Source organism: Pseudobacter sp. (assembly GCF_051955275.1).
Taxonomy (GTDB): domain Bacteria; phylum Bacteroidota; class Bacteroidia; order Chitinophagales; family Chitinophagaceae; genus Pseudobacter.
Genome location: NZ_JBQCGW010000254.1, coordinates 1 through 22,076, shown reverse-complemented (window position 1 = coordinate 22,076; position 22,076 = coordinate 1). Strand labels below are relative to the sequence as shown.

General features: G+C 49.9%; 15 protein-coding genes. 11 read left to right on the top strand and 4 right to left on the bottom strand.

Going from position 1 to position 22,076, the window contains the following annotated elements; all coding sequences use genetic code 11:
* Positions 1 to 16: 16 nt before the first annotated feature.
* Together ACTHMC_RS22145 and ACTHMC_RS22140 are read right to left on the bottom strand one after the other, a co-directional pair.
* Positions 17 to 460 carry a hypothetical protein gene (locus ACTHMC_RS22145; RefSeq protein ID WP_440416493.1) on the bottom strand — a complete coding sequence of 148 codons (444 nt, stop codon included), beginning with the start codon at positions 458 to 460 and terminating at the stop codon, positions 17 to 19.
* A gap of 36 nt (positions 461 to 496) precedes the next feature.
* Positions 497 to 1,234 (bottom strand): DUF92 domain-containing protein, encoded by a 738-nt coding sequence (locus ACTHMC_RS22140; protein WP_440416491.1) that lies wholly within the window; start codon positions 1,232 to 1,234, stop codon positions 497 to 499.
* Between the two features lie 114 nt (positions 1,235 to 1,348).
* On the opposite strand from ACTHMC_RS22140, the gene ACTHMC_RS22135 reads away from it, so the two are divergent.
* Positions 1,349 to 2,692 carry an alkaline phosphatase family protein gene (locus ACTHMC_RS22135; protein ID WP_440416489.1) on the top strand — a complete coding sequence of 448 codons (1,344 nt, stop codon included), beginning with the start codon at positions 1,349 to 1,351 and terminating at the stop codon, positions 2,690 to 2,692.
* A 215-nt stretch (positions 2,693 to 2,907) separates the two neighbouring features.
* Here the strand turns inward: ACTHMC_RS22135 and ACTHMC_RS22130 are convergent, their stop codons facing one another.
* Complete coding sequence (locus ACTHMC_RS22130; protein ID WP_440416487.1) at positions 2,908 to 3,882, bottom strand: hypothetical protein; 975 nt, start codon at positions 3,880 to 3,882, stop codon at positions 2,908 to 2,910.
* Between the two features lie 198 nt (positions 3,883 to 4,080).
* Between ACTHMC_RS22130 and ACTHMC_RS22125 the strand changes: the two genes are divergently transcribed.
* The 10 genes from ACTHMC_RS22125 (at position 4,081) to ACTHMC_RS22080 (ending at position 20,789) form a co-directional block, all read left to right on the top strand.
* A complete protein-coding gene (locus ACTHMC_RS22125; protein ID WP_440416485.1) occupies positions 4,081 to 4,623 on the top strand; it encodes an RNA polymerase sigma factor in 543 nt (180 codons plus the stop codon).
* Positions 4,624 to 4,656: 33 nt separating this feature from the next.
* Positions 4,657 to 5,808: a FecR domain-containing protein gene (locus ACTHMC_RS22120; protein WP_440416483.1), complete on the top strand. Its 1,152-nt coding sequence runs from the start codon at positions 4,657 to 4,659 to the stop codon at positions 5,806 to 5,808.
* Between the two features lie 111 nt (positions 5,809 to 5,919).
* Complete coding sequence (locus ACTHMC_RS22115) at positions 5,920 to 9,366, top strand: TonB-dependent receptor (RefSeq protein ID WP_440416481.1); 3,447 nt, start codon at positions 5,920 to 5,922, stop codon at positions 9,364 to 9,366.
* Between the two features lie 20 nt (positions 9,367 to 9,386).
* The gene (locus ACTHMC_RS22110; protein WP_440416479.1) at positions 9,387 to 11,267 is read left to right on the top strand and encodes a RagB/SusD family nutrient uptake outer membrane protein; all 1,881 of its coding nucleotides are present in this window, start codon (positions 9,387 to 9,389) and stop codon (positions 11,265 to 11,267) included.
* A gap of 23 nt (positions 11,268 to 11,290) precedes the next feature.
* Positions 11,291 to 12,601, top strand: coding sequence for an IPT/TIG domain-containing protein (locus ACTHMC_RS22105; protein WP_440416477.1), 1,311 nt, complete (start codon positions 11,291 to 11,293; stop codon positions 12,599 to 12,601).
* Positions 12,602 to 12,612: 11 nt separating this feature from the next.
* Positions 12,613 to 14,163, top strand: a complete 1,551-nt coding sequence (locus ACTHMC_RS22100; RefSeq protein WP_440416475.1) for a right-handed parallel beta-helix repeat-containing protein — start codon at positions 12,613 to 12,615, stop codon at positions 14,161 to 14,163.
* A gap of 38 nt (positions 14,164 to 14,201) precedes the next feature.
* Positions 14,202 to 15,641 carry a Gfo/Idh/MocA family protein gene (locus ACTHMC_RS22095; RefSeq protein ID WP_440416473.1) on the top strand — a complete coding sequence of 480 codons (1,440 nt, stop codon included), beginning with the start codon at positions 14,202 to 14,204 and terminating at the stop codon, positions 15,639 to 15,641.
* Between the two features lie 8 nt (positions 15,642 to 15,649).
* A complete protein-coding gene (locus tag ACTHMC_RS22090; protein ID WP_440416471.1) occupies positions 15,650 to 17,779 on the top strand; it encodes an alpha-N-acetylglucosaminidase in 2,130 nt (709 codons plus the stop codon).
* A gap of 66 nt (positions 17,780 to 17,845) precedes the next feature.
* Positions 17,846 to 19,522, top strand: a complete 1,677-nt coding sequence (locus ACTHMC_RS22085; RefSeq protein WP_440416470.1) for a glycoside hydrolase domain-containing protein — start codon at positions 17,846 to 17,848, stop codon at positions 19,520 to 19,522.
* A 70-nt stretch (positions 19,523 to 19,592) separates the two neighbouring features.
* On the top strand, positions 19,593 to 20,789 hold the full coding sequence (locus ACTHMC_RS22080) for a M20 metallopeptidase family protein (RefSeq protein WP_440416468.1): 1,197 nt from the start codon (positions 19,593 to 19,595) through the stop codon (positions 20,787 to 20,789).
* A 189-nt stretch (positions 20,790 to 20,978) separates the two neighbouring features.
* Here ACTHMC_RS22080 and ACTHMC_RS22075 read toward each other — a convergent pair.
* Positions 20,979 to 22,076: redoxin domain-containing protein (locus ACTHMC_RS22075; protein ID WP_440416466.1), on the bottom strand; the 1,098-nt coding region annotated here is incomplete at its 5' end.

Sequence of the window (22,076 nt, the reverse complement as noted above, 5' to 3'; positions counted from 1 at the left end):
ACTGGCCGCAGCGTAATTAAAAGAAAATATCTACATAATCCACTGCATTTCCTTTATCGCAGTTGTCCATTTCCTGCAGCCTCCAGTACTTGCGTACGCCGCTGGCAAAGAATGTGTAATTACCGGTTTTGTCGCACACTTCATTATTATTGTTATGCCTTACTTTAGTTTGTATGGTGCCTTCAAAGCGGAGCCTGCGCGGTGTGAGCATGATCAGGTTTCCATCGATCGTTACAAAATCCTCTTTATCATCTGAACGCTGCTCTCCTTTCACAGAGTAGGTACTGTCGTTCAGTTTTTTGATGTCTACACTGCCGAATTTCTCACCCCATCCGATCCATTGCAGACTGAACTTATGTGCGCCTTCGCGTATTGTAGCCGGGGCCGGCGCTTCTTTCTCCTGTGCCATCCCGGCTAAGGAGCACAATACAAAAGAAGAAATGGAAAATATCCTTTTCATATGCTATGAAAATATTTTAATTACTAACTATTAAAGTTAACCGAATATTAATTTCAGTACCAAAGCTGCTATGGCGCCAGCGGCGGTATTACAAAAGTTCACGCCATCATTATTGAGCCATCCGCTGCGTTGCAGGCTGGCACCCAGCATGGAATCCACCAGGTTGCCCAGTACTCCGGCTGCCATCACATACCCTGGTTCAGCAGATATACCAACACCCAGTCCGTACACCAGCGCGATCACCGCTGCCGCGCAGAGCCCGGCCAGCGTACCTTCCAGGCTGATCACCCCATCTCCTCCCGGTGGTTCCCGTTTCCAGTTCAGCACATTTACAAACCTGCTGCCATGTACGGTACCGATCTCGGAAGAAACTGTATCTGCAGCCGCAGCAGCCAGACTTCCTGCTGCCAAAAATACATATAAATCCATCTGTTCAGCATCCACAAAAACCAGTATGGAACAGATCCCTGCCACACCACCGTTGGCCAGTACCTGCACCCAGTTCCTTTCTTCAGTATGAGTTATACCGGTGACCATTTGTTTCCTGTTGCGTTTGTAGCGGCTCACCAGCACACCCATCGCAAAAAACGCTATCAGCATCAGCGCTCCGGTAAGGCCCGTACCCAGCATCACTATCAGTCCCAGCATTCCCGCAACAATACCTGCTGCCAGCGTCAGTTTCTTTTTACGAACACTCAGGAACAATACCAGCAGCATGATTGCCAGCAAAACAAAGTGCCAGACCTGGAATGAAAAAAGGAAACACTTAAACATTCCACAAAATAGTTGCTTTTTGATTTCGCAGGCAAAAACCTAACTTAAAGTTCATATTAACCACCGGGGAGCCGTCTTAATTTCGCGCCATATTTGTACTCAACAGTTCCGGATATGAAGAAAACAATTTTAGCGCTCTGCACTTTCCTGATGCTGAGATCCGCATCAGCACAGGATCAGCACGTGATCCTGATCAGCATCGACGGTCTCCGTCCCGAATTTTACAAAGACCCCACCTGGAATATGGTGAATCTCCGCCAGGGGATGAACGAAGGTGTTTATTCCGATGGTGTTGACGGTGTCTTTCCTACTGTTACCTATCCTTCCCATACAAGTATGATCTCAGGTGTAAAGCCCGCCAAACACGGCATCCAGGGCAATACTCCCTTTGAGCCCAATGGCGTTACCGGAAAATGGAACTGGTACTACGACAGCATCAAAGTGCCTACCATCTTCAGCCAGGCAAAAATAAAAGGACTGAGCACGGCCTCTGTTTTCTGGCCGGTTTCCGTTGGCAATCCCGCCACTTACTGCATTCCTGAATTCTGGAACCTGCCCACGAAAGAGAACAAGAAAAAGACTTTCATAGAAGCACTCCGTCAAAATGCTGTTCCCCGTGGCTTGTACGAGGAACTGGAACAGCATGCTGTTGGCAAACTGGATGAGAGCGATTTCGATGCAGACTATCTCACACTCGATGAGAACATGGCACGCATGAGCGGTTATATCATCCGCAAATACAAACCATCCCTGCTGGCCGTGCACCTGGTAATGGCAGATCACTTTGAACACGAGCAGGGCCGTGATGGCGATAAAGTGCGGGTAGCCGTTGCCGGTGTTGACCGTGCCATCAAAACCATCCGTGAAGCCGTACAGAGGGCAGGCATTGAAGACAGGACCACTTTCATCATAACCGGTGATCATGGTTTCGTGGATATCCATACCAGTATCGCACCCAATACCCTGCTGGTACAGGCCGGATTGTACGATCCTAAAAAACCGGAAAACTGGAAAGCCTGTTTCCATACATCGGGCGGCGGCTCCGTGCTGAGGCTGCGAGACAATAACGATAAACAGACAAAGGAGAAAGTTTTGCAACTGCTGAAAAGCCTGCCTGCTGCGCAACAGAAATCATTCCTGATCAAAACAAGGGAGGAGCTCGATGCAGTTGGTGGAGATCCTGATGCTGCATTCGCGCTCAGCGCGCAACAGGGATTTGCTTTCAGTGGCGCAACCACCGGCAACCTGATGAGACCGGCCCAGGGAGGCACACACGGTTACTTTCCCGATTTCAAAGAGATCAGAACAGGTTTCGTGGCCTTTGGCAAAGGCATCAAAAAAGGAGTGGTGATCCCTCAGATGAGCCTGGTGGATGTAGCGCCCATCATCAGCAAACTGCTGCAACTGGATATGCCAGCAGGTGACGGCATGCTCTTCGAAGGAATCTTCAAGAAATAGTCTCAAACACACAATCATAAAGGCCGCGCTGCTTATGCAGTTGCGGCCTTTTTTACTTTATTCAGCGAGTGTACAAATTAGTCAGCGTGTGCCCGGTAACTCGCGTCCCCGCGAGTTACTTATATTCCGTCGCCTCCCGGCGACACGGTGCTCGCCAGAGGCGAGCAAATATTCCTCACTCGCCAGAGGCGAGCGAGTGCAGCTCTCCGTCAGTGCTATTTCCTCGGAGCAGGCAGCTTCGCGCCCTTTGTGAGGTCCCAGTTGGAATTGTAAGATTTACCAGATTGCGCGGTTACCCAGATGAAACCCAACTCCTGCTTCGGGCTGTTGATCATTGGCAGAATGGCATCTCCCCAGTCCTTCACCGGATCGGCCAGTTTCCACCAGCCCTGGTCGGCATTTCCATTCATGCCATCCTCATCTGCAGGATAACCCAGCTGAAAGGCACAGGCAGTAGGCGCAAAACGGTTGGCCCAGTCGGCAAAACCTTTGTTCAGGTCTTGCAGCTTACCTTCAGACGCATCATTGATGAAAATGAGATCGCCCCTGCCCCGGTAAGTGGGTGGCATATACTCGGCATTATAATGACGAAGAAAAAGTCTGTATGAATTCTTTACCGATTTCAATTTTGCATCCCAGACCGCCACAGCGGAATCCGTGGCCTTTCCGAAGTACTCCAGCTCGATGCCCATGCCCACTACACAACGATGGTGCCTGAACTTGCGAAGCCATAGCTCCATCTCTGCAGGGATATCGGTGGCCGTTATACCTTTCTTCTGATTGGCTTTGAAAGGATAGATCTCCAGGAATACCCGTACCCCCATCCTGTCCATATAATATAACCAGGCTTCATGCTGGGCATCTGAAATACCTTCATAGGCCGGTGTGATCCTGCTCAGGTCGCCCACTGCCCAGGTGGCCCAGGGCGCTGATCCGGGGAATTTATTCTGCACATTGAAGATCACATTGGCCAGCGATTCCTTGGGAAGGGTGATGAAACGGCCGATCTTCACCTCCAGTTTGGTAACGCCATCGCCCGCACTTCTGCGGGATGGCTGCCAGGCCCCTGCCCATTTGAAATTCGTGGAAACACCGCTCTCAGCAGCTTTCGAGGGTTGGTGACTGGTTTCACGCCCCGGAAGGACGGCCAGAAAAATGATCAATGGTACAAACACAACAAACTGTTTCATGGGCGCAAGGTTGGTAGGGAAGCCATTAAGATACAACTTGGTCATTGAATTAACTACAACTGTGAAGCCTGACCGGCGGATCAGCCCCTCCTGATGCAACAATTTCCATTTATCCAACATTTGTCAAAAAGATTATGCAAACGTTTGTGCGTTTTTCGGATGTAAATTCCTCTTATTTTTAATGGGTAAAGCAGTGGCATGCATCATCAACAGGATACAACAATTGTGTTAAGGCTCAGGGACCAGGACCCTTCGGCCTATGATGCGTTATACCTGAAGTACTACCGTTTGCTCTGCGTGAGCGCCTTCTACTTCCTCCGCAACGAGCAGGAAGCAAAAGACCTGGTACAGAACCTCTTCCTGGATATCTGGGACAAAAAACTCTTCCTTCAGTTTCATGACGACGTAAAAGGCTATCTTTTCCGGGCCGTCAAAAACCGCTGTCTGAACCACCTGGAAAAACAGCAGACCCAGAGCAGGCACCGGAAGCAGTTTGCCGTATTGCAGGAGGAATACAGTCACCCTGCGGCCGGGCACCAACCCGAAACTTATGATGAGCTCTACCATGCACTGGATGAGATACCAGCCCAGAAAAGAGCCGCCATCCAGTTCGTTTATCTTAACGGTAAACGCTACAGCGAAGCGGCCAGCACCATGGGCATCAGCATCAATTCACTCAAAACACACTTAAAGACCGGTCTCCGGATCTTGCGTGGCGAAATAAAAACGAAAACAGATTAACCCGATTCCGGTTAATGGCTGTAGTATTATCAAATGAAGCAAAGTTACGAGCAGGTATTGCAATGGTTCCTGGAGAAACAATCGGGTAGTCTCAGTACTGCTGATCAGGCGGAACTGAACCGTTTGCTGGCGGAAGATCCTTCTTTCCGAGGGCTCTGGAACAGTATCCAGTCGGAAGCCACAGGATTGGATCTCCCTGGATTTGCCTCCTCGCTCGATGCTGAAGAAGGGCTGCAGGATGTTAAATCGCGCATGCAACTGCGCCCAGCTGCCAGGAAGAACAGAGGCAGCCTCTTCATCCGGAGGGCAGGCATTGCCGCTGCCAGCCTTACATTGGTAACCGCCGGAGCCTGGTTCCTCTTCTTCCGGAATACAGCCGTCAGTAAAGAACAGGCGGCTTCGCTCATCGCTAAAAACCAGCAGAGTGTTCAGCTGGCCCTGGCCAATGGCCGCTCCATTGATATCGGCGGCGCCGGTAACCGGCAGACCATCCGACTGGACCATGCCACCATCGATGCCAGCAACGAAACCTTACAGTACCAGTCTGAAGACACTTCGCAGAACACCCTGAAAGTGCCTGCCGGTAAGACTTACCGGCTTGTTCTGTCAGACGGCACCGAAGTATGGCTGAATGCCGCCACCAGTATCCGTTTCCCTTTTCATTTCAAAGCCACCAGCAGAGAGGTTTATGTGGAAGGCGAAGCTTTCTTCAAAGTAGCAAAACAATCAAAGCAGCCATTTATCGTGCATACACCTCTCACTACCGTGCAGGTATTGGGAACCAGTTTCAATGTGAACACTTATCAGCCTCAGACCGTTCGCACCGCCCTGGTGGAAGGCAGTGTGATCACAGCCAGTGCAGACGGTCAGCAGAAAGCCCTGCAACCCGGTCAGGAAGCGGCTTTCAGACCCGGAAGCAGATTCGAGGTGAATCCCTTCGATACCGATGAGGTAACCGGTTGGATCGGCGGCCTCTACTATTTCTACAATATGCCCGTAACGGAAGTGGCGCAGATCGCCAGCAGGATCTATGGCGTCAATTTCATACTGGACAAACAGAAGTTTGCCGGTAAATCCATTACAGGGGTAATGGACAGGAACAAACTCACTGAATTTCTCAGCGACCTGGAAACCATCGGCCAGTCTACCTACCACTTTTCAGGCAAGGACCTCTTCCTGAAATAAAATATTCTGAATTTATTGGTGATGCATTCACCCGTTTTTACAAACGGGCTGTATATATTATATGAAGTATACGATTGCAACAACCAAAACCATCACAATAATTCTGCTTAAATGAGAAGACCCGTAAGCTCCTCCTGGGTTCCCCTCCCGGGATTCGCCAAAGCCTGCATCACCGTCTTCCTGGCCATCGCCTGTTCCCTGAGCCTGTTTGCCCAGAGCAACCAGACCCTTCAGAAAACGGTAACGATCGAGGGCAGGAACATTACGCTGCTCCAGGTTTTCAAAGCCATCAAAAAACAAACTGGCGTCACCTTCTTCTACAGCAACCAGTTGCTGAACGATGCCGAAAAAGTAACGGTCAACTTCCGGCAGACCCAACTGAAGGAAGTGCTGGACCAACTCTTCCAGAACAGGAATATCCAGTACACCCTTCGTGAAAACAAACTATTGCTGAACGAAAAACCGGCTGAGAATAAAAAACCGGTAGCCACCGATAAAGTTGAAGACCTTGCCGCTGTTTACCAGAGCGTGGTGAAAGGTCAGGTTATGGGTGAAGACGGACAGGTGATCAACGGCGCTACCGTACAGGTAAAGAACGCAGACATCTTTGCCACCACCGATGAGCTCGGCACTTTTTTTATCAAAAGCTCACCGGAAGACACGCTCGTGTTTTCCATGGTGGGCATGATCACTCAGGAAGTAAGGGTCAACAGGAATAACAGGATCGTGAAAGTGACCCTGCTGAAAAAAACCGATAAGCTCAGTGATGTAGTGGTTGTAGGGTATGGCAAACAAAAGAAAGTGACCGTAACCGGCGCAGTCAGCAGCGTGAATATGGAAGATATGCGCACTCCTGTTCCCAGCCTTACCAACGCGCTGGCCGGTAAAGTTGCCGGTATCATTTCCGTTCAGAGCAGCGGTGAACCGGGTTACGACAACAGCACTTTCACCATCCGTGGTATCGGTACATTCACAGGTAGTACTTCGCCCCTCATCATTGTGGACGGCGTTCAGCGTGATGACGTGAACAGCACGTACGGCGGGGCTTTCAACAATATCGATCCTGAAGACATCAGCAGCATTTCCTTACTGAAGGATGCCAGCTCCACAGCTATCTACGGTGCCAAGGGCGCCAACGGAGTTTTGCTGATCACCACCAAACGTGGCGCAGCAGGAAGGGCGCGCATTTCGCTGAAAGCAGAGACCGGCTCCACTTCCTTTACCAAAACACCGGAAATGCTGGACGGCGTCAACTATATGAAACTGCTGAACGAAGCACGTAACAATATGGGCCTCTCCTCCCTGTATTCAGAAGAGCAGATCCAGAAAACAGCCAGCGGCCTCGATCCCTACATCTACCCCAATGTAAACTGGGTGGATGCGGTTTACAAGAAACAATCCTCCCTCACCAATGCCAACCTCAATATCGCAGGTGGCGGTGAAACCGTTCGTTATTATCTCTCCGCTTCTTTCTACAACCAGAACGGACAGTACAATACTTCCAAACTCAACGATTACAATCCGAACCTGAATTTCAAACGATATGATTTCCGCACCAATGTGGACGTGAACATTACCCGTACCACCCTGCTGCAGATGAACCTCTCCGCCATGCTGGTGAACAGCAAGTATCCCGGCATCTCCGCCGGCAAACTCTGGTACCTCAGCTATGCCACCACACCTGTTGCCTTCCCCATTCAATACCCCGATGGCAAATGGGCTGGCCCCGGAAATAACGGCGGCGCCAATCCTTTCAATGAAGTACAGAACAATGGCTACAGCACTGAATTCCGTCCATCCGTTCAATCTGTGTTCACCGTTACGCAGAAACTGGATTCATGGGTGAAAGGGCTGGATGTTTCAGGACGATTCTCCTTCGACAGCTACGGCGTTTTCAACAACAGGCGCAGTGGCGTGAACGATCTTTTCCTTGCCAACAACCGCGACAGCGAAGGCAATTTCGAATACACACAAACCCGCACCGGGCAGCAGTTCCTGGGTTACAGCCAGAGCTCAACCGGTGAGCGCGTGATGTATCTTGAAGGCACTCTCAATTACAACAGGAGCTTTGGCGACCACCAGATCGGCGGCCTCCTGCTCTACAATATGCGCAACCGCCTCGTGAGCACTTCCGGTGATGTGATCGGATCGATCGCCTACCGCAACCAGGCGCTGGCAGCCAGGCTCACTTATGGTTACAATAGCAAATACCTGGTGGAAGTGAATGCAGGATATACGGGTTCCGAAAACTTTGAGATAGGTAATAAATATGGCAACTTCCCCTCCGTATCAGCCGGCTGGGTAGTGTCAAGAGAAAACTTCTTCGATAAATTCTCACAATCGATCAGCTTCCTGAAACTGAGAGCTTCTTACGGCGTGGTGGGTAACGATAATATCGGCATCGGCAACAGGTTCCCTTATCTAACACAGATCGGTAGCGGCAGGGTGACAGGATTCGGCCCCAACGGCTCATTACGGTATGGAATAACCGAAAACCAGATCGGAGTAGAAGACCTCACCTGGGAGAAGTCATATAAGACCAACCTGGGACTGGAAGTAGGCCTTTTCAATACGGTGAACATCATTGTGGACTTTTTCAACGAAAAACGGAAAGACATCCTCATCGAGCGTGCCTCCATCTCTTCCATTGCGGGGTATACCGGTTCGGCCATCTTCGCCAATATCGGGGAAATGGACAATAAAGGATTTGAGGCAAGCATCGAATACAACCAGCAGATCGGGCAGGTTGGCCTTCGCCTCTTTGGTAACGCCACCTACACCATCAACAAAGTGGTATTCCGCGACGAGCCTGTACGGAGATACGCTTACCAGCGCAGCACCGGTACACGCTTCGGAGAATTCACCGGTTATATTTCAGAAGGACTCTTCAATAACCAGGATGAGATAGATGCACATGCCGAGCAGAAATTCGGCCAGGTAAGACCGGGAGATATCAGGTACCTCAACCTCAATGGTAAAGATGATGATGTGATCGATGCATATGATTACCAGTACCTCGGCAAATCATGGTTCCCAAGCTGGCTCTATGGTGCAGGCTTTTCTGTGAACTACAAGAAATTCGATCTCTCCCTCTTCTTCCAGGGTGTGGCCGATGTTGGTATCATGGCCAACGGAAGTTATATCGATGGCAGTGGCTGGGGAGCTACCGGCGTGGGCGTTGTGCCTTTCTCAGGGATCGGTCAATATCCCAACAATACCATGTCAAAGGCACTCGACAGGTGGACTCCTGACAATCCAAACCCCGATGCCTATTATCCCCGCCTCACGCTGGGAAGTGTTACGGACAATAACTATATCAGCAGCACCAGGTGGTTGAAAGACGGATCCTATCTGCGTTTGAAGCAGGCTTCCATCGGTTACAATTTCAGTTCACCAGCACTGAAAAGAGGCGGCCTCTCCAACCTCTACCTCTATTGTTCAGGACAAAACCTGCTCACTTTCAGCAAATTCAAATTGTGGGACCCTGAACTCGGCTCCAACGGCGCCAAATATCCTATCACCAGGATGGTAACCGTAGGTATCAGAGCTCAATTCTAGCACCAGTCAATTTACCAACTATGCACAATCGATCTAAAAATATCATGGCGGCCTGCTTCCTGCTCGGACTGTTTGCCATTGCAGGGTGCAACAAGTACCTCGACAAAAAACCGGATAACCTGCTCACCTCCGATATGATCTGGCAGACCCGCGCCAATGCGGAAGGCTATCTTTACCAGGTCTACGGGCATGTGAGAACTGACGGAGATGATTACACGATGCTGGGTTTCAGTGATGAATCATCCTGCAGTGTACAGGGCGTACCAGTCAGGAATATGGTGATCGGGAACTGGAATGCGCAGAGCGGCTACTGGTCTACCTGGAGCCGTTACTATTCGGGCATAAGGCAGAGCATTGTGTTTGAGAACAATATCGACAAGGTTCCTTCAGACCTGCTCAGCGATGAACTGAAAGCACAATACAAATCAGAAGCTATCTTCCTCAGAGGCTGGTTCTATTTCAAACTATTGCAGCAGTATGGTCCTTTTGTGAAGGTCTCAACGCTGCTCAGTCTCAATGAGGACTTCAACAAATATCCCCGGGCTCCGCTGGATACCTGCGTGGATTATATCAATGAACTGATGGACAGGGCAGCCGTCAATCTTCCTAAAACATGGCAGTCCTCCGACAATTATGGAAGGCCGTCCAAAGGAGCCTGCCTGGCCGTGAAATCACAGGCCTTGTTACTGGCCGCCAGTCCGCTCTGGAACGGCAACCCAGCCATGGCCAATCTAAGGAACCATGATGGTACCGCCCTGGCCCCCGAACAATTCGATGCCAGTAAATGGAAGAAAGCAGCCGATGCTGCCAGGGCTGTTATCGATCTCAATACCTACAAACTCTTCACCAACAAGGATGAAGGCGATGCAGATTTCGATCCATACCTTTCAGTACGTAATCTCTTCCTTTCCTCCTGGAACAGTGAGATGATCTTCACCACCCACAAATACGATCAGTTTGGAGAGCCCTTCCAGTGGGGCTTTGAGAAGCGCGCTGCGCCTGCACCCGGTGGTTACAATATGCAGAATGCCACACAGAATATCGTGGACGCTTTCTGCATGAGGAATGGGCGCACCATCGATGATCCGCTCAGCAACTACACGGAAACGGGCTTCGCAGCCAGCAATGACCCTGCCTTATACGGTGAAAAAAGAGATGGGGTGAACCGTGGCTATATCACCGGCAACTCCAATATGTACGTGAACCGCGAGCCCCGTTTTTACGCTTACATTCTTTACAATGGAAAACCTGTATTGCCTGCACCAACTACAGACGACAGGAACTTCTTCTCTTCCGCTACCAATATGGACGGCAGGGGCCGCGCAGAATTCTACTATTCCGGTAAATCTGGCGTTGGCACTACCAATGTGGTGGACATGACAGGTTACTGCGTGCAGAAATTCATCAACCCGGCGTCCAATATCAGGCAGGACCAGACTCCTTTCCGTCCCTGGATCCATATCCGTTACGCGGAGATCCTGCTCAATTTTGCGGAAGCGATGAATGAATACGATCCCGGTAATACTGACATTCTCAAATACCTCAACGAAGTGAGAACGCGTGCAGGCCTTCCCAACCTGGAAGACACTTATCCTTCTGCTGTTGGCAACCAGGCTGAACTGCGCAAGCATATCCTTCGCGAAAGGCAGGTGGAGCTTTGCTTTGAAGGCGACCGCAACTATACCCTTATCCGCAGGCTACAGATGGGATTGCCGGAGAACAGGACCATCTACCGGATGAACACCGTCACCAACGACAATAACCAGGGTTTCGGCTTTGCCGATTACTACAAACGCACCCTGCTGCAGAACAGGTTCTGGGATAACAAGATGTACCTCTTTCCTATTGCGCAGGATGATATCGACAAGAACAATTCACTGGTCCAAAACCCCGGATGGTAATTCAACAACCATAACTAACAATTATGAACAAACGAATTTCACAATATATAGCAGCCGGTACCCTTATTCTGGCTTCCCTGCTGGGATCCTGTAAGAAGGACAGCACCTTCAAACACCAGGCGGGATCGGCCATGACCATCGACAACTTTACACCTCAGTCCGGTGGCCGCTCTACACAGATCCTCATCAATGGCAGCAATTTCACGTCAGACCTCAGTGAGATCAGCGTCAGCATCAACGGCAAGAACCTGCCGGTGGTTGGTGTGAACGGCAACCAGATCATGGTAGTGGTCCCCAAGAAATGCGGATCGGGCAAACTGACCGTGAAGATTGGCTCCGATGTGATAGAGAGCAGTACTGAATTCAAATATTACTTCACCAATACAGTCACTACTGTTGCAGGCAACGGAACAGCAGGCTTTGCCAATGGTAAAGGCGAAGAAGCACAGTTCAATTTCAATTCCCCCGCCTGGTACCGGAGCAGCGGCATCGCTGTTGACAACGATCTGAACATTTATGTGGCCGACCCCGGCAATGCCTGCGTCCGTAAGATCGACAGTACGGGCATGGTGAGCACACTGGCCGGAAGCCCCGGTAATACCGGCAATGTGGAAGGTCAGGGTGCAGCGGCGCGTTTTTACCTCCCTTATTCCCTCACACTGGACAATGATGGCAATGTGTACGTAGCAGATGTACTCAACTGGAATGTACGCAAGGTAACACCACAGGGATATGCCAGCTGGTACTATGGCGCACCTGCAGAGCCATGGGCGGTTGCCTATGATAAAAAGAACAATATCCTGTACCTGGGCTGTACCAATGCAGGCACCATTTACAAATCCACAGCAGCCTGGTCTTATGAACTTGCCGTATCAGGACTGCCCTATGCAGCAGGCTTTGATGTAGATACGGATGGTAACCTGATCGTTACCGGTCATGGTGACCACACCATTTATAAGATCACTGCCGGCAGCTGGACCAGGACTTTGATTGCAGGGCAGCCTAATAGCGGAGGTTATGTGAACGGCCCCGGAGCCGCTGCAAAATTCTATTATCCCTGGTCGCTGGCGCTTGACAGCAAGAACAATATCTATGTAGCCACCAATGGTACCGTGGAAGGATTGACCAGTGCGCCTGACCAGAGTATCCGCTTCATCGATGCCACCACGCATGAGGTAAGCACTTTTGCCGGCAGTGGCAACGCGGGTTACCTCAATGGTATCGGAGAGGCTGCAGCCTTCAGTGCACCTACAGGTGTTTGCGTTGACAAGAATGGAACCGTTTACGTAATGGACAAAAACAATAACCGTATCCGCAAGATCGTATCGGAGTAAAAAAGCCCCATATGAAAACAAACTCACCAAAGAATATGATATTCTTCCTGAACCCGCTTGCGCTTCTGGTTACAGGTCTCTTTGCCTGTTCCAAACTGAAGATCGCCAGTGAAGCATCCGACAGGCAGGCAAGATCACTGTACGTGGCTGTTGACGGCAACGACGCCGCCAACGGTGCTGCCGCCACTCCCTTCCGCACCATCAATTATGCACTGGGAAAGGCTTTGGCCGGTGATACCGTATTCGTTCGCGCAGGCACTTACACAGACCGGGTGATCTTCGGAAAATCAGGACTGCTGGGCAAACATATCACGCTGAAAGCCTATCCCGGAGAACGTCCGCTCATCGATGGAAGCCTTACCACAGCCACAGGCTGGATGGCCATGGTAACCTTCTCCAATGTAAAATTCCTCACCATCGATGGTTTTGACATTGCACATTTCCATACCCCGAATCCCGGTGTGGACCCGATGGGAATTTCCATTACAGGCAATAGCCGTGATATCGATATAAAGAACTGTAACATCTCCGATATCAAAAGCTTCCATCTCACTAACAGGAGTGCACATGCGATATTTGTGCTTGGCAACGGAACCGAAGCCATCCGCAATATCAATGTCACCGGATGTACCGTGCATGATATGCAGACCGGCACCAGTGAGAACGTTACTTTCGCCGGCAACGTAGACGGCTTCACCTTCACTCATAACAGGATCTATGACACCGAGAATATCGGGGTGATAGTGGCAGCAGGTGATAATCTCCATCCTTCCGGCGCTGCAGCCACCAACTATGCCCGTAACGGAGTAGTAAGCGATAATACTGTATACAATGTCAGCATGACCAAATCCACCGATTACTGGGGGCTGAACAATTATGGCGCCATCGGTATCTATGTTTGCGGCAGCGCCAATACCATCGTGGAAAGGAATATCGTGTATGACTGCGACAGGGGCATCGGACTGGTGAGTGAGAGCAATGAATTTGCCACAAAGAACAATATCGTTCGCAACAACTTCGTGTACAACTGCAACCGTACCGGTATCTATATGGGCGACTATCTGAACTTCACCACAGGCGGCACCAGTAACTGTTATGTAGTGAACAATACCCTGTACAACAACAATAAATATCCCGGGCATTTCGGAGAGATCGAAGGCGAGATCAGGCTCACGGAGCGTTGCACCAACAACGTGATCCGCAACAATATCATCTATGCCAGGCCAACGGATGTATTCATCCACAAATACACAGCTACCGGCGCAGACAATATCATCGATAACAATCTTTATTATACTGCCGGAACCGCCAAATGGATCTGGAACGGAACAGCGTATACAGATTACAATGCCTACAAAACAGCCAGCGGGCAGGATGCAAATTCAACTATTGGCATAGATCCGATGCTGGTAAACCTCAGCACGCCGGATCTGCGCATCCAGGCCGGGTCTCCCGCCAGGAACAGTGGAGCCGTGATCTCCGAGGCAGTGAATGGTAAAACAGATATCGATAACAAACCACGCATAGAAAACGGAAAGATCAGCAAGGGAGCGCAACAATAATTAATCAAACAATTGATCTCATCTAATTCATTCAGACAATGAACCAGGATCGTCGTGGGTTTTTGAAAAGAACAGGACTCAGTGCAGGCGGCCTGCTGCTGACCGGGCTTACCGGTTATGCATCGCAGGAGCAGCTTGATCAGGATATCGAAGCAGGGCTTCAGCAGGGCAAAAAGCGGAAGCAGCGCTTCAATATGTGCAACTATGCGGCGCCGGCCATACCTGTGGTGCGTATCGGATTCATAGGCATGGGCAACAGAGGCGGATGGGCATGCACGCGCATCCGCAATATCAAAAATGTGGAGATCAAAGCCATTTGCGACGTACGCGAATATCCTGTAAAACTGCACCAGAACAATCTTAAAAAAGCCGGGTGGCCCGCAGCAGCAGAATACTATGGAAAAGAAGACTCCTGGAAGGCGCTCTGCGAGCGGAATGACATCGATCTCGTTTACATCACTACTCCCTGGGAATATCATGTGCCCATGGCTGTTTACGCCATGGAGCATGGCAAGCATGTAGCCGTGGAAGTACCCGCTGCCCGCAACCTGGAAGAAGCATGGCAACTGGTGACCACCTCCGAGCGCACCCGCAAACACTGCATGCAACTGGAGAACTGTTGTTATGATTTCTTTGAGACCATGACCATTGCCATGGCCCAACAAGGTGTTCTGGGAGAACTGGTACATGGTGAAGGTGCTTATATCCATACACTGCTTGACGGTATGTTCCGTAAGCCGAAACAAGATGAAGCCCCTCAGTGGCGCTGGAAAGAGAACCAGCATAACGGTAATCTGTACCCGACACACGGGCTTGGCCCCATTGCACAGGCCATGAATATCAACCGGGGCGATCAGTTCTCTTATATGAGCTCCATGAGCTCTGATGATTTCATGATGAAGCCCCTTGCCGATAAACTGGCTGCCGGTGATGATCCCTGGTTCAAACCATTCGGTAATAAAAAGTACAGGGGGAATATGAACACTTCCATGATCAAAACGCATCATGGAAAAACCATCATGGTTCAGCATGATATCTCTTCTCCCCGCCCCTACAGTCGCATTCATGCGCTCAGCGGCACCAAAGGTTATGTGCAGAAATATCCCGAGCCAGGGAAACTGGCCCTGGGACACGAATGGATGAATGAGTCCGGCCTGAAAAAATATGAAGAACAATACAGCCCGGAACTGATCAAACATGTGGCCACCGCCGCCAGAACGGTGGGTGGGCACGGAGGCATGGACTTTATCATGGACTGGCGGATGATTGATTGCCTCCGCAATGGTCTCCCGCTGGATATGGATGTGTATGATGCCGCTGCCTGGAGTGCCGTAACGCCGCTCAGCATCTGGTCTGTATCACATCGCTCCAACTCCATCGACTTCCCTGATTTCACAGGAGGTTCCTGGAAACAGAACAAACCCGTTGACCTCAGCCTGAGGGGCGGCGGTAATACTGTAATTCAATTGTCCGTATAAAAATTACTATGAAGAAATATCTCTGTATTCTTACGTTGTTGATGCCGGCAATGCTGATGGCCGGTGAGTTTGATGGTGTGCAGGCGCTGGCCAAAAGAAGGGTGCCCTGGCTGGCTGGCTCCCTGCAGTTCAAAAAACTGCAACAGCCCAAAGAAGGATTTGTACTGCGCACGGCAGCAGACAAAGTGGTGATCGAAGCCACCGGCTCCAATGCAGCAGCAACCGCCCTGAACTGGTATCTGCGTTACTATTGCCATCGCTCCATGAGCCATATGGGCGATAACCTGGCGCCGGTTTCTCCGCTTCCAAAAGTGCCTGTACCTGTGAAGATGGATCAGCCGCTCACCTACCGTTATGCACTCAACTACTGCACCTACAATTACACCATGAGCTTTTACAACTGGCAGGACTGGGAGCGGGAACTGGACTGGATGGCGCTCAACGGCGTCAACCTCATGCTGGTGGCCAATGGCTCGGAAGCCGTATGGCAACAGGTGTTGAAGCAACTCAATTATACAGATAAAGAGATCAATGATTATATCACCGGCCCTGCTTATAATGCCTGGTGGCTGATGGGAAATATCCAGGGTTGGGGCGGCCCGATGCCGCAGAGCCAGATCGATAGCCGCATGAAACTGGTACAGCAGATGATCAGACGCATGCGTTCACTGGGAATTGAACCTGTAATGCCTGCCTTCTACGGCATGGTGCCATCCGATCTGAAGAACAAAACAAAAGCGAAGATCATTCCGCAGGGTACCTGGGGCGCTTTCACCAGGCCTGATATACTGGATCCCGCCGATGACACGGCATTCACACGCATCGGAAGCATCTTCTATGATGTAACAAAAAGACTGTATGGCAAAGACCTTCGCTTTTTCTCCGGCGATCCTTTCCATGAAGGTGGAAGCACGGGTGGTGCTGACCTCGGAAAAGTTGGAGCAGGCATTCAGAAATTAATGATGAAGCATTTTCCCGGTTCTGTGTGGGTGATGCAGGGATGGTGGGACAATCCAAAAACAGAAATGCTCACAGCCCTTAATAAATCGAACATCCTGGTACAGGAGCTGTTTGGTGAAGCTACCAGCAACTGGGAGCTGCGCAAGGGTTATGAAGGAAGTCCCTTCCTATGGTGCATCGTGAACAATTTCGGGGAAAGGCCAGGCCTTTTCGGAAAGCTTCAGCGTTTTATCGATGAAACTCACAGGGCCCGCACGGGTGAGTTCTCACAATACCTGCAGGGGGTTGGCATCATGCCGGAAGGCATCGATAATAACCCGGTAGCTTATGACCTTACACTGGAACTGGGATGGCATAAAGAAAAGCTGGACCTTAACAAGTGGATTGAATCGTATGTTCTTTCACGTTATGGAAAGAAGAATGAAGATATCAGCAAGGCCTGGGCAGTGTTTCTCCAGACCATCTACCAGAGCATTGCCAGCCGTCAGGAAGGTCCACCCGAGAATATCCTATGTGCCAGACCGGCATTGCAGATCAAATCTGTTTCCAGCTGGGGAACACTTAAAAAAAGCTACGATATACACCTTTTTGCAGAAGCAGTGAAACAATTCGCGAAGGCGGCGCCTTTGATGAAGAACAGCAGCACTTACAGAACAGACCTGATCAATTTCACCAGGCAGTACATGGCCAATGAGGCAGACAGTGTACATGCCAGGCTGGTGGCTGCGTTCAACGAAAAGGACCTGAGCACAATGAACAAAGAAGCCAAACGATTCCTTCAACTGATAGACATCACGGATACCCTTCTGAATACCGGTCCGCTCTACAGACTGAGCACCTGGCAGCAACAGGCTTTGCGCGCAGGAAATACCAAAGCAGAGAAAGATAATAACCTGCTCAACCTGATGATGCTGACCACCTATTGGGGAGAAAGGAATGATGCTGAAGACAACCTCCATGATTATGCTTACAAAGAGTGGAGCGGCCTCATGACCGGTTTTTACAAAAAAAGATGGATCATCTTTTTTGATGAACTGCGCGCGCAGCTGCGGGGCACGGAATTCAAAAAAACAAACTTTATGCATTGGGAAAGGGACTGGGTGCAACAACATCTGTTTGTGCACAAAGACCCGAAACCGGTAAATCTTGAATCGCTGACCGAGCGGATACTTCAATAAACAAGCTGTCCTTGTTTATTCAGGGCGGGCCGGTAGTGCGGACCGCCCTTTTTAAATACTTTGCTTATGCGTATTGAAAAGATAATCCTGCTGATTTGTTTGATGGGCGGCCCTCTCATTTTGTCTGCACAACAAAGCGCCATATCCCTGGCATTCGGCAATACAGATACAAGGTATCCGCAAAAAGGATCCGTCACAGGTTTGACGGATCACTGGAAAACCGTTAGCTGGAAAGGAGAAAAGGTCAATGCGCAGTTGGTCATACAAAGCGCTTCCACTTTAAAAGATATAAGTGTAAAAGCAGGAAATCTGAGAAGCACCAGTGGCGCTGTTATTCCTGCTACTGCTGTAAAAGTTGGATTTGTGGGTTATGTCTGGTCTGATGGATTAAATGAAGAAGGTCATGGTTGCGGGATAAAACCAGGGGCTGATTCTTCATTACAGGCCGATGGCATTCATTTCTCCCCTTCAGTAAATATTGCAGCCAATTCCAATCAACCTGTGTGGGTAAGCATACGCATTCCTCAGCATGCAAAAGGAGGAACATATAACGGTATACTGCAATTATTCAGGGCTGACAGCTTGTTAAATACCCTCAGCTACTCAGTAATGGTATTGAATAGTACCCTTCCCGAACCTGCTCAATGGAAATTCCACCTCGATCTCTGGCAGAATCCTTATTCCATTGCACGTATTCATCGCCTGCACCCCTGGTCAGATCAGCATTTCAAAGCCATGAAGCCATACATGAAAATGCTGGCCGACGCCGGTCAGAAGGCCATCACGGTGAGTATGATCCATGATCCCTGGCGCGGGCAGACCTATGATATCTATCAAAGCATGATACGCTGGATCAAAAAAGCGGATGGCAGCTGGGCATATGATTACACCATTTTTGATAAATTGGTGGAGTTTATGACGGATCAGGGTATCAGCAAGCTCATCAATTGTTACACGATGGTGCCCTGGAACAATAAGTTCTATTATTTTGATGAAGCCACAGGCAAAGACACGGTGCTCATTGCCCCAACAGGCTCTCCTGCATTCCTGGAGCACTGGACGCCCATGTTAAAAAATTTCGCTGCGCACCTGAAAGAAAAAGGCTGGTTCAGCAGGACCTCTATCGCAATGGACGAACGTCCACTGGAAGACATGAAACAGGTGATCGCGCTGGTGCGCAGTATCGATAAGGAATTCAAAATATCCCTGGCTGGCAGTTTTCATAAGGAGCTGGCTGCCGAAATATATGATTATTGCATTGCTTCAGCTGAAACCTTCGATTCGGTTTCGCTGAAACAGCGGTTCGCCACCAGTAAGCCCACTACCTTTTATACCTATTGTTTTGAAGGTTTTCCCAACACTTTCACGTTTTCTCCTCCCGCCGAATCTGCTTTCATGGGCTGGTATGCTGCCAACAGAAGGTTTTCCGGGTATCTCCGCTGGGCCTACAATTGCTGGCCTGCCAATCCCCTGCAGGACGCGCGTTTCAGCACCTGGTCATCCGGCGATACCTATTTTGTATATCCCGGTGCAGGCAGTTCCATCCGGTTGGAGAAACTCATAGAAGGGATTCAGGATTACGAAAAGATCAGGATAATGAGAGAGCAACTGAAAGTCCGGAAGCAATATGAAAAACTACAGGAACTGGAAGCTGTGATCAAACTTTTTGACATACAATCAATACCGGCATCTTCTGCTGCGGATATGCTGCAGAAAGCCCGGAGGCGTCTCAATAGCCTGTAAGCCTTCTTCCCCGCCCTGCCAGACATCAATTTCTTTTTTTTAACAGTTTATGCTGCCTTAACTTGTACAGATGTTAGCAGAAAAAGTACGCGCACTGGCAGCAGGAATGAAGCAGGATCTGGTAGCCATCCGGAGGCACCTTCATGCCAATCCTGAACTTTCATACCATGAGCATAATACCGCTCTTTACGTAAGCCGGCAGCTTACAGGAATAGGCATTGAGCATATTCGGTTGTCCGTTACCGGTATAACCGGCGTTCTTAAAGGCAAGAAGCCCGGAAACGGTCCCGTGATTGCGCTCCGCGCGGATATGGACGCCCTTCCCATCCATGAAGCGAACAATACCGCGTATAAATCCACCAATGAAGGCGTGATGCATGCCTGCGGACATGATTTCCATATGACATCCCTGCTGGGTACTTTACGCATTCTCAAAACCCTGGAATATGAATTTTCGGGTGAAGTGAAATTCATATTTCAACCAGCCGAAGAATTAGCACCCGGCGGAGCATTGATGATGATCAATGATGGTGTGCTCGAAAATCCACGTCCCCTGAATATTGTAGGTCAGCACGTGATGCCCGAACTGCCTGCAGGCAAGATCGGTTTCCACTCCGGCATGTACATGGCCAGTGTGGACGAGCTCTACCTTACCATCACAGGCAAAGGCGGACATGCCGCTGCTCCGCACCAGGTGATAGATCCCGTGCTCATTTCCAGTGAGATCCTGGTTATGCTGCAACAACTGGTGAGCAGGCGTACCAATCCTTTACTGCCTGCTGTACTGAGTTTCGGCAGATTCATTGCCGATGGCGTGCACAATGTGATCCCCGATAAGGTTACCATCGATGGCACCCTCCGTACCATGGATGAGAAATGGCGGCGCGAAGCGCATGTTCTGTTGGAGACCACTATTACGGAATACGCCGCCAGTATGGGTGCAAAGGCAGATCTGTACATCAAGGAAGGTTATCCTGTTTTATACAATGAACCGGTGCTAACCGCGTCAACGAGGAAATGGACGGAAGAATACCTTGGCAAAGAGCAGGTAGTGGATATCCCCAAATGGATGGCAGGGGAAGACTTTGCCCGTTATTCCCATCTGCTTGACTCCTGCTTTTACAGGCTGGGCGTTCAATACCCCGGTACAGAAAAAGTAACGCCGTTGCATACGGCTACTTTCGATCCGGATGAAGAAGCGCTGGTGACAGGCGCCGGGCTGATGGCCTGGATAGCGTTGAGGGATTTGGAAGAGAATTCAAATTAATCAGCGTGTACCCGGTAGCTCGCCTCTGGCGAGTTACTTATATTTCGTCGCCTCCGGCTACACTGCGCTCGCCAGAGGCGAGCAAACAGAAGTCACTCGCGCGGACGCGAGCGAGCGGATACTGCGAAAAAAAAGGGACTGACCAAAGGCCAGCCCCATTATGCATTTCATCACAGAGGATGATGACACTTATTTAATGAACTCAGACAGCTTCTTCGCCAGGTCCTCACCACGCAGGTCGCGGGCAACGATCTTTCCTGTTGGATCGATCAGCAGGTTGGAAGGAACTGAACGGATACCATATTGCTGAGCAACTGCGTTGTTCCAGAATTTCAGATCTGAAACATGTGACCAGGTCAGTTGGTCGTCTTCAATGGCTTTCAGCCAGTTTTCTTTTTTCTGATCCAGGGAAACACCCAGGATGGTGAAATTCTTATCCTTGAACTCATTGTAAGTTTTTACAACGTTAGGATTCTCTGCACGGCAGGGACCGCACCAGCTTGCCCAGAAATCAACCAGTACATATTTACCACGGAAGTCGGAGAGCTTAACGGGCTTATCATTCTGATCATTCTGAGTAAAGTCGGGAGCTACTACACCAACAGCAGTTTTTTTGGCAGTTTCGATGGTTTCAGCAAACTCTTTACCGGCAGCAGAAGCCTGCAGTTCGGGAGAAAGGGCTTTGAAACGTGGTTCAACCTCAGCAGGGTCGAAGCTGGCGCCAATTACTTCTCTGAGGGCAGCAAGAGCAAAGTAAGACTTTGGATTCTTGTTGATATACTCGTTTTGAAGCTTCTGCTTCTCTTCCATCAGCGGGTTCTGACGGGCGATCAGTCCGTTTACGAAAGCAGTATCCTGTTGTTTCTCACGGGGAGCAGAATAGTATTCCTTGTTGATAGCTTCCAGTTTGTCGTCCACAACAGAGAGGAATTTCTTATACGCGAGATAATTATCATGAATAGCAGAACCTTTAACGGTTGCATTTTTCATGGAATCTTTTGTATCAACGGTAACGGTGCCTTTGTCTATGTACACGACCTGCATGTCCATATTCCTTTTCACGCCTTCACCTTTGTGGTCCAGTAACAGGTAAACTCCGGTTGGTCCGGGCACAGAGCCTTTAAATTCAAATGCGCCGCCTTTCAGTACCACAGAGTCCATTACATTCTGACCATTCAGCCTGTAATTGAGGTATACTTTTGCGGGTGCTTCCAGTTTCCCTGCCTTCCCTTTGATGGTATAGGCCGGGTCTTGAGCAAAAAGAGCTGCCGGGGCTGCCAGCAGGAG

Excerpts from the sequence above, each read along its gene's own strand:
- ACTHMC_RS22090 (WP_440416471.1), top strand. The coding sequence starts at position 15,650 with ATGAAGAAATATCTCTGTATTCTTACGTTGTTGATGCCGGCAATGCTG.
- ACTHMC_RS22085 (WP_440416470.1), top strand. The coding sequence starts at position 17,846 with ATGCGTATTGAAAAGATAATCCTGCTGATTTGTTTGATGGGCGGCCCT.
- ACTHMC_RS22080 (WP_440416468.1), top strand. The coding sequence starts at position 19,593 with ATGTTAGCAGAAAAAGTACGCGCACTGGCAGCAGGAATGAAGCAGGAT.
- ACTHMC_RS22110 (WP_440416479.1), top strand. The coding sequence starts at position 9,387 with ATGCACAATCGATCTAAAAATATCATGGCGGCCTGCTTCCTGCTCGGA.
- ACTHMC_RS22145 (WP_440416493.1), bottom strand. The coding sequence starts at position 460 with ATGAAAAGGATATTTTCCATTTCTTCTTTTGTATTGTGCTCCTTAGCC.
- ACTHMC_RS22140 (WP_440416491.1), bottom strand. The coding sequence starts at position 1,234 with ATGTTTAAGTGTTTCCTTTTTTCATTCCAGGTCTGGCACTTTGTTTTG.
- ACTHMC_RS22135 (WP_440416489.1), top strand. The coding sequence starts at position 1,349 with ATGAAGAAAACAATTTTAGCGCTCTGCACTTTCCTGATGCTGAGATCC.
- ACTHMC_RS22115 (WP_440416481.1), top strand. The coding sequence starts at position 5,920 with ATGAGAAGACCCGTAAGCTCCTCCTGGGTTCCCCTCCCGGGATTCGCC.
- ACTHMC_RS22095 (WP_440416473.1), top strand. The coding sequence starts at position 14,202 with ATGAACCAGGATCGTCGTGGGTTTTTGAAAAGAACAGGACTCAGTGCA.
- ACTHMC_RS22105 (WP_440416477.1), top strand. The coding sequence starts at position 11,291 with ATGAACAAACGAATTTCACAATATATAGCAGCCGGTACCCTTATTCTG.
- ACTHMC_RS22120 (WP_440416483.1), top strand. The coding sequence starts at position 4,657 with ATGAAGCAAAGTTACGAGCAGGTATTGCAATGGTTCCTGGAGAAACAA.
- ACTHMC_RS22130 (WP_440416487.1), bottom strand. The coding sequence starts at position 3,882 with ATGAAACAGTTTGTTGTGTTTGTACCATTGATCATTTTTCTGGCCGTC.
- ACTHMC_RS22100 (WP_440416475.1), top strand. The coding sequence starts at position 12,613 with ATGAAAACAAACTCACCAAAGAATATGATATTCTTCCTGAACCCGCTT.
- ACTHMC_RS22125 (WP_440416485.1), top strand. The coding sequence starts at position 4,081 with ATGCATCATCAACAGGATACAACAATTGTGTTAAGGCTCAGGGACCAG.